This is a genomic window from Pseudomonas sp. Sample_9 (assembly GCF_004307535.1).
Lineage (GTDB): Bacteria > Pseudomonadota > Gammaproteobacteria > Pseudomonadales > Pseudomonadaceae > Aquipseudomonas > Aquipseudomonas mercuritolerans.
The window spans coordinates 11,278-18,429 of the sequence record NZ_RAZO01000501.1; the positions used below are offsets into that span (position 1 = coordinate 11,278).

Annotated in this window: 6 protein-coding genes; all 6 read right to left on the reverse strand. The window is 60.7% G+C overall.

Annotated elements, in window-relative coordinates; genetic code table 11:
• Nucleotides 1–76: 76 nt before the first annotated feature.
• A complete protein-coding gene (locus D6877_RS28570; RefSeq protein ID WP_130912854.1) occupies nucleotides 77–2,566 on the reverse strand; it encodes a ligase-associated DNA damage response DEXH box helicase in 2,490 nt (829 codons plus the stop codon).
• 182 nt (nucleotides 2,567–2,748) lie between these two features.
• The gene (locus D6877_RS28575; RefSeq protein WP_056783337.1) at nucleotides 2,749–3,513 is read right to left on the reverse strand and encodes an ATP-binding cassette domain-containing protein; all 765 of its coding nucleotides are present in this window, start codon (nucleotides 3,511–3,513) and stop codon (nucleotides 2,749–2,751) included.
• A 12-nt stretch (nucleotides 3,514–3,525) separates the two neighbouring features.
• Nucleotides 3,526–4,644, reverse strand: coding sequence for a succinylglutamate desuccinylase/aspartoacylase family protein (locus D6877_RS28580; RefSeq protein ID WP_130912855.1), 1,119 nt, complete (start codon nucleotides 4,642–4,644; stop codon nucleotides 3,526–3,528).
• Nucleotides 4,645–4,671: 27 nt separating this feature from the next.
• Nucleotides 4,672–5,382, reverse strand: coding sequence for an ABC transporter permease (locus D6877_RS28585; protein WP_130912856.1), 711 nt, complete (start codon nucleotides 5,380–5,382; stop codon nucleotides 4,672–4,674).
• Nucleotides 5,379–6,107, reverse strand: a complete 729-nt coding sequence (locus tag D6877_RS28590) for an ABC transporter permease (protein WP_016771383.1) — start codon at nucleotides 6,105–6,107, stop codon at nucleotides 5,379–5,381. The genes D6877_RS28585 and D6877_RS28590 overlap by 4 nt, the downstream gene beginning before the upstream one ends.
• Before the next feature lie 56 nt (nucleotides 6,108–6,163).
• The gene (locus D6877_RS28595) at nucleotides 6,164–6,946 is read right to left on the reverse strand and encodes a transporter substrate-binding domain-containing protein (RefSeq protein ID WP_042608231.1); all 783 of its coding nucleotides are present in this window, start codon (nucleotides 6,944–6,946) and stop codon (nucleotides 6,164–6,166) included.
• Nucleotides 6,947–7,152: the final 206 nt, after the last annotated feature.

Sequence of the window (7,152 nt, forward strand, 5' to 3'; positions counted from 1 at the left end):
TCCTGCGCTGGCCAGTACAGCGCTTTCTCCGGCAGCAGCCACAACTCCTCACCGGCCAGACGCACCGGGTACGCACTCACGACGATTTTCCGTTATCAGCGGTTTTTTCCAGGTCACCGACCATTCTTCTGATCCTGTCAGCCAGTTTTTCCGAACTCATGCTCTCGCGCATCCGCTCCACCAGCAGCGGAAAGCCCAACGGTGTAGGACGTTTAACCTGATGCACGTCGAGTTTCATCCGATTGATCCGCTCCAATGTCTGTTCCAAACGACGAATATCCAGTTCCTCGCGTAGGACTTCTTCCCCAGCTTGGGCTAGCAGCAGGTTGTCGGCGTCATATTGTTTGAACACCTGGAAAAACAAGCCGCTCGACGCCTGCACCTGGCGGGTGCTTTTCGGTGCGCCCGGATACCCGGCGAAGACCAGCCCGGCGATGCGCGCGATTTCGCGGAAGCGGCGCAACGCCAGTTCACCGGCATTGAGACTGGCCAGCACATCCAGCAACAAGTCATCGGCGTTGAACAGGTGAGCGTCGAGATGCGCGGCCCAATCCACCGGCGTGGCGCTGAGCAGTTCCAGGCCGTAATCATTCACGGCAATCGAGAAGGTCACCGGTTGCCGCTGACTGACGCGCCACGCCAGCAGGCTCGCCAGTCCCAGATGCACTTGGCGCCCGGCGAACGGATAGAGGAAAAGATGCCAGCCTTCGCGGGATTTCAGTACCTCGGCCAGCAGATTTTCCGTGGTGGGCAAGCCGGACCAGCGTATCTGCGTCTCCAGCAGCGGCCGCAGCGCGTGCATTTCCGGGCCTTTGAACTGACCTTGAGCAGCGGCGCTGAAGCGTGCAACCACCGCTTCGGCCAGTTCGTTGGATAACGGCATGCGTCCGCCATTCCAGCGCGGTACAGCGGCTTTTTTCGCCGTGCTGCGTTTGACGTAGGCGGTCATGTTTTCCACCCGCACCAACTCGAGCAAGCGGCCGGCGAAGAGGAAGCCATCGCCGGGTTTCAGTCGGGCGATAAAGCCTTCCTCGACGCTGCCCAGCTGTTTGCCGCCGCCGCCCTTGCTCCAGAATTTCAGGTTGATGCTCGCGTCGCTGACGATGGTGCCGATGCTCATGCGATGGCGCCGCGCCAGACGCGCATCCGGCACACGCCAGACGCCGTGTTCGTCCGGCTCGACCCGGCGGTAATCCGGATACGCTGTAAGAGACATCCCGCCATGGCGTACGAACGCCAGCGCCCAGGCCCAGTCTGCCGCTGTCAGGTCACGATAAGCCCAGGCGCCACGCACTTCTTCGTACAAGTCTTCAGGAATGAAGCCACCGCCAAGGGCCATGCTGACCAAATGCTGGACCAGCACGTCCAGCGGCTTGTGCGGCGACAGGCGCGGCTCGATGCGCCGTTGCTCGACGGCGTCGCGTGCGGCGACCGCCTCGATCAGTTCCAGGCTGTGGGTCGGCACCAGCGTTACCCGCGAGGTGCGCCCAGGCGCGTGGCCGGAGCGCCCGGCACGTTGCATCAAGCGCGCGACGCCTTTCGCCGAGCCGATCTGCAGCACGCGCTCGACCGGCAAGAAGTCCACGCCCAGATCCAGGCTCGAGGTGCACACCACCGCTTTCAATTGGCCATTCTTCAACGCCTGCTCGACCCAGTCGCGGGTGTCCCGGGACAGTGAGCTGTGGTGCAACGCAATCAGCCCGGCCCAGTCCGGCCGCGCTTCCAGCAGCGCCTGATACCAGATCTCTGATTGCGCACGGGTGTTGGTAAACACCAGGCTGCTGGCGCAGGCATCGAGTTCGGCCACCACCTGCGGCAGCATCTTCAGACCGATGTGGCCGGCCCAGGGAAAACGCTCGATGGCCGGTGGGAGCAGGGTGTCGACTTGCAGGGTTTTTTCGCTTTTGCCCTGAACACTGACGCCGCCGCCCTGTGGGATCAGCACTTGCTCGGCGTGAGATTGATTACCAAGGGTGGCGGAAACGCCCCAAACGATCAGTTCCGGCTGCCAATGCCGCAGGCGAGCGAGGGCCAGTTGCAGTTGCACGCCGCGTTTGTTGCCGAGCAACTCGTGCCATTCATCCACGACGATCATGCGCAGGGTCGACAACGCCGTGCGCGCATCGGCGCGGGCCAGTAGTAGAGTCAGGCTTTCCGGGGTGGTAATCAGCGTCGTTGGCAAACGCCGGCCCTGACGAGCGCGCTCGCTGCTACTGGTGTCGCCGGTGCGCAGGCCGATGCTCCACGGAATCTGTAAATCATCCACCGGGCTTTGCAGCGCGCGGGCGGTATCGGCGGCGAGGGCGCGCATCGGCGTGATCCACAGCACCGTCAACGGCTCGGCCGGCGGTTTGCGTTTGCGCGGCGTGGCCACGGGCGGTTGCAAGCGGGCGAAGCGGTTGAGTGCAGCAAACCACACCGCATAGGTTTTGCCGGCGCCGGTGCTGGCGTGGAGCAACCCGGATTCGCCGTTTTTCACCGCCGCCCACACCTGTTTCTGAAAGGCGAACGGCTTCCAGTCGCGGGCGCTGAACCAGGTTTTTGCAAAGTCGGGGGATTTCGCCATGCCGGCTGCGTGCGCTCTGGAGGTGTTGTTTCAGAGACCACAGCAACAGACCAAAGGTTTAAAACAACGCGATTCCCTTGTAGGAGCTGACGAGTGAAACGAGGCTGCGATCTTTTGATCTTTGAAGCAGAGTCAAAAGATCGCAGCCTTCGGCAGCTCCTACAGGGGAATTGTGTACGGCGTTATTTGAGATTGCCGCTGAGGAACTGCTTCAGCCGTTCACTCTTGGGATTGCCCAGCACCTCTTCGGGCGCGCCTTCTTCTTCCACCAGGCCCTGATGCAGAAACAGCACCTGATTCGACACCTTGCGCGCAAAACTCATCTCGTGGGTGACCATGATCATCGTCCGGCCTTCTTCGGCCAGACCCTGAATCACTTTCAGCACTTCGCCCACCAGTTCCGGGTCGAGTGCCGAGGTCGGTTCGTCGAACAGCATCACTTCCGGTTCCATCGCCAGTGCCCGGGCGATCGCCACGCGCTGTTGCTGACCGCCGGACAGAAACGCCGGGTATTGATCGGCGACCCGCGCCGGCAAGCCGACTTTGTCCAGATAACGTCGGGCGCGATCCTCGGCTTCCTGTTTGCTGCAGCCCAGCACCCGGCGCGGGGCCATGGTGATGTTTTCCAGCACGGTCATGTGGCTCCACAGGTTGAAATGCTGGAACACCATCGCCAGCCGCGTGCGCAGGCGTTGCAGTTCATCGGCGTCGGCGACGTGCATGCCGTGGCGGTCGGTGACCATGCGGATCGCCTGGCCATCGAGGCTCATGGCGCCGTCATTCGGTTGCTCAAGGAAATTGATGCAGCGCAAAAAGGTGCTTTTGCCCGAGCCGCTGGCGCCGATCAGGCTGATCACGTCGCCGGTTTTGGCCTTGAGAGAAACGCCTTTGAGCACCTGATGATCGCCATAGCTTTTGTGCAGGCCTTCAACGGTCAGTTTGTACATGGACGAGCATCCTCAAGGCGAAAGTAGGTAGCCGCTGCGATAGGCCTGGGCGCCCGCGACGTGGGCGATGACCATGCCGGCAGTGGCCATGCGCCGCAGCGAGCGCGCATACAGCAGGCCGGCGGCGGTGCAATGAATGGGGGTGACCTTGTCGTGGACCGGGTCGATGATTTCGGCGATCTGCTGGCCGGCCTCCAGGTATTGGCCGGGCGTGGCGCAGTACACCAGCAGGCCGCCGACTGGCGTGGTCACCGGTTCGACCCCGGCCAGCGGCGTGGCCGGGTACGGCAGTGGCGGTTGCGGCTTGGTCTCGCCGACGATGGCGTCGAACTGGATCAGATAATCGATCAGCGCCTGACAATCGCGGCTGGCCAGTGGGTGATTGACGTCACCCTGGCCGCGCAATTCGACGGTCACCGAGAAGCTGCCCAGCGGAATCTCGAACTGCTCACCGAAGCGCTCGCGCAGTTGCCACCAGAGCAGGGTGAAGCACTCGTCGAACGATTGCCCGCCGGAATCGGTAGCAAGCAGGCTGGCCTGCGCTTCGATATAGCGCGCCAAGGGCTCGACCTGTGGCCAGGCTTCGGGCGTGGTGTACAGGTGCACCACCGATTCGAAGTCGCAGTGCAAGTCCAGCACCATGTCGGCATCGCAGGCCAGGCGTTGCAGGGTCAGACGCTGGGATTGCAGTTGTGTGGTCGGCTTCTGACGGTCGAGGGCGTTGCGCAGGCTGGCGCGGATCAGTTCGAGGTTGTGCTGCGCATCGTCGTCCAACTGGCCTTCGATGGCGTTGCCGATTTCTTCGCTGAGGTCGACGAACCAGCGATTGAAGTTCTGCCCGCTCTCGAGGTCGTAACGGCCCAGCGGCACGTCCATCAGCACTTGTTCGAGGCCGACCGGGTTGGCCACCGGCACGAGGACGATTTCGCTGCGCAGGCGGCCGGCAGCTTCCAGCTCGGCCAGACGCTGCTTCAGGTGCCAGGCGACCAGCATGCCCGGCAGTTCGTCGGCATGCAGCGAGGCCTGAATGTACACCTTGCCCTTGGCCTGCTGTGGGCCGAAGTGGAAACTGTGAATCTGCCGTGCGGTCCCCGGCAGCGGGGCCAGCAAGTCATGAATCTGGTGGCGCATTGTTATCTCTTTATTTTCAAACCGGGGCTAGTGAGTCGGCCCGAGGAAGGCCAGCCAGCGGCGTTCGGCAAGGCGGAACAGACCGACCAGCGCAAAAGTAATGGTCAGGTAGATCAGCGCGGCGATGCCGAATGACTGGAAGGTCAGGAAGGTCGCCGAGTTGGCATCCCGCGCGACTTTCAGGATATCGGGAATGGTCGCGGTGAACGCCACGGTCGTCGAGTGCAGCATCAGGATCACTTCGTTGCTGTAGTAAGGCAACGAACGGCGTAAGGCCGACGGCATGATCACGTAGGCGTACAGCTTCCAGCCGGTCAGGCCATAAGCCTTGGCCGCTTCGACTTCACCGTGGTTCATGCTGCGAATCGCCCCGGCGAAAATCTCCGTGGTGTACGCGCAGGTATTGAGCGCGAAAGCGAGGATCGTGCAGTTCATCGCGTCGCGAAAGAAACTGTCGAGGATCGGCTGTTCGCGCACGGCGGCGAGGCTGTAGATGCCCGTGTAGCAGATCAGCAACTGGATATACAGCGGCGTGCCACGGAACAGGTAGGTGTAGAACTGCACCGGCCAGCGAACGTAGAAGTGCGGCGAGACGCGGGCAATCGACAATGGGATCGAGACGACGAAGCCGATGCAGATCGAGGCGGTCAGCAGCCACATCGTCATCGCCAGCCCGGTGATGTTCTGGCCGTCGGTATAAAGGAAGGCGCGCCAATATTCCTGGAGAAGTTCGATCATCGTACGGCCTCCCGGGCACCGGCGGCGTAGCGGCGTTCGAGCCAGCGCAGGATGAAGTTCGAAGCACTGGTGATCAGCAGATAGATCAATGCGGCAAGGACCAGAAAGTAGAACAGTTGATAAGTGCTTTTACCGGCGTCCTGCGCTGCCTTGACCAGATCGGCGAGGCCAATGATCGACACCAGCGCGGTGGCCTTGAGCATGACCATCCAGTTGTTGCCGATGCCCGGCAGGGCGAAGCGCATCATTTGCGGAAACACCACAAAGCGAAAACGCTGGCCACGTTTGAGGCCATACGCGGTGGCGGCTTCGACCTGACCACGCGGCACCGCGAGGATGGCGCCACGGAAGGTCTCGGTGAAATACGCGCCATAAATGAAGCCCAGCGTCAGCACGCCGGCGCTGAACGGGTCGATTTCGATGTATTCCCATTCCATGTAATCGGTGAGCGACGTCAGCCAGGTTTGCAGGCTGTAGAAGATCAACAGCATCAGCACCAGATCCGGCACGCCGCGAATCAGCGTGGTGTAGAGCTGTGCAGGCAGGCGCACCAGTTTGACTTTCGACAGTTTGGCACTGGCGCCGAGCAGGCCGAGCAACACGGCCACCAGCAGCGACATCGCCGATAATTTGATGGTCATCCAGGTGCCTTGCAGCAGCAACGGGCCGAAGCCCTGCAGACTGAACGAGGCCAGCCCCAGATTTTGCAGGAGGGTTTCAAACATAAATCAGCAACCTGAGCGGATGGAAAAGGCGCCCATCGAGGATGGGCGCCGGGGCATTATTTGCCGCTGTACAGATTCAGGTCGCCAAAGTGTTTCTTTTGAATCTCGGCGTATTTGCCGTCGTCGTGTAACGCTTTGATACCTTTATCCAAAAGTGCTTTCAGCTCAGTGTTACCTTTCTTGATACCGACAGCGGTTTTGGCTGGCAGCAATTCGCTGTCGACCGGCTGGCTGATTTCATAATCGGCGCCTTTTGGCGACTTCAAAAAGCCCAGTTCGGCTTGCAGCATGTCCTGGATACCGGCGTCGAGACGGCCGGAGGTCAGGTCGGAATACACTTGGTCCTGGTTCTGATAGGCCTGGGTTTTCACACCGGCCTTGTCCAGCACGGCTTTGGCATAGGCTTCCTGAATGGTGCCTTGCTCATAGCCAACGGTTTTGCCCTTGAGCGAAGCGACATCGGCGGTGATGCCGGAGCCTTTCTTGAACACGTAAGCGGTCGGGCCGGAAAACAGTTCGCTGGAGAAGTCTATGACCTTCTCGCGGGCCGGGGTCACGGTCATCGACGAGATCACGCCGTCGAACTTGTTGGCCTTGAGGCCCGGAATCATGCCGTCAAAATCGCTTTCGACCCATTTGCACTTGACCTTCAGTTCGGCGCAAATCGCGTTGCCCAGATCGATATCGAACCCGACCAGGCTGCCATCGGCCGCTTTCGACTCGAACGGTGCGTACGAAGGGTCAACGCCAAAGCGCAGCTCTTTGTATTCCTTGGCCAGCGCGGAGCCGGCGGCCATGCACAACGCCAGTGCAGAAAGGGTCAGCAATGCTTTTTTCATTATTCAATCCCTAAGAACCAATATGAGCGCTTGTGGCGCAGAATTATTGTTACTGCAACGCTTACGACCTATAGAAAGTAGCAATTTCCGAACCAGAGTGCCGAACAGGTGTTTTAAAAGGTCGAGTGGAGAGAGGCAAGGGTAGTTGAATGCACGGAAACGGGCATTGCTGTTTGCATGCACTGTTTCGGTTCAAGCGCGTGGCT

What these genes read in the sequence shown, in the direction of transcription:
- D6877_RS28570 (WP_130912854.1), bottom strand. Translation starts at nt 2,566, where the DNA reads ATGGCGAAATCCCCCGACTTTGCAAAAACCTGGTTCAGCGCCCGCGAC.
- D6877_RS28575 (WP_056783337.1), bottom strand. Translation starts at nt 3,513, where the DNA reads ATGTACAAACTGACCGTTGAAGGCCTGCACAAAAGCTATGGCGATCAT.
- D6877_RS28580 (WP_130912855.1), bottom strand. Translation starts at nt 4,644, where the DNA reads ATGCGCCACCAGATTCATGACTTGCTGGCCCCGCTGCCGGGGACCGCA.
- D6877_RS28585 (WP_130912856.1), bottom strand. Translation starts at nt 5,382, where the DNA reads ATGATCGAACTTCTCCAGGAATATTGGCGCGCCTTCCTTTATACCGAC.
- D6877_RS28590 (WP_016771383.1), bottom strand. Translation starts at nt 6,107, where the DNA reads ATGTTTGAAACCCTCCTGCAAAATCTGGGGCTGGCCTCGTTCAGTCTG.
- D6877_RS28595 (WP_042608231.1), bottom strand. Translation starts at nt 6,946, where the DNA reads ATGAAAAAAGCATTGCTGACCCTTTCTGCACTGGCGTTGTGCATGGCC.